Raw genomic sequence first — 603 nt, 5'->3', positions numbered from 1 at the left:
ACCTGCGGCTGGATCACCTCCTTTCTAAGGATTCTTTTTTGGACATGGGCGTCGGTTCTGCCGGCCTCCAGCGAACGTCAGTTCATCCATCGAAGATCATTTAGATACAGGGTTCAGTCAGAACCCATTTGGCGGGACAGGTGCCGTCCTCGTTTCTCTTTCTCGTTCCGGGCCATCGGGCTCCGTCATCCCTGCATGGGATGCGCGTCGAGCCGGCCTGGAGATTGAGTTTGCCGCAGCCTGGATGCTGTGAGGACCGTCAGGTCCCGCAGGATCGACTGTTTGGCGAAGACATCAGTGACATCGTGAAGAGGGAATGTGGCCGTTGGGGACGCGAGAGCGTCCACCCCGGCGGTCATGTTCGGCAAGCATACGGCGATTTGATCGGAAACGATCGGATCGCTGGTCTTTTTGTGACCGTGTCGTGACCGACAGCCTAGCGGCTGCCGGTCAGCGGACATTGATCACGAGAGCGATCAAGTGTCTTAAGAGCATTCGGTGGATGCCTTGGCGCTGAGAGGCGATGAAGGACGTGGTACGCTGCGATAAGCCTTGGGGAGCTGCGAACGAGCTTTGATCCAGGGATTTCCGAATGGGGGAACC

At 57.7% G+C, this 603-nt stretch carries 1 rRNA gene; it reads left to right on the top strand.

What is annotated here, in order from left to right:
- Positions 1-474: 474 nt before the first annotated feature.
- A 23S ribosomal RNA gene (locus tag MKL11_RS02235) occupies positions 475-603 on the top strand; the annotation flags it as partial.

The organism is Methylobacterium sp. J-077 (genome assembly GCF_022829365.1).
Taxonomy (GTDB): domain Bacteria; phylum Pseudomonadota; class Alphaproteobacteria; order Rhizobiales; family Beijerinckiaceae; genus Methylobacterium.
This window is presented reverse-complemented; position numbering and strand designations above follow the sequence as displayed.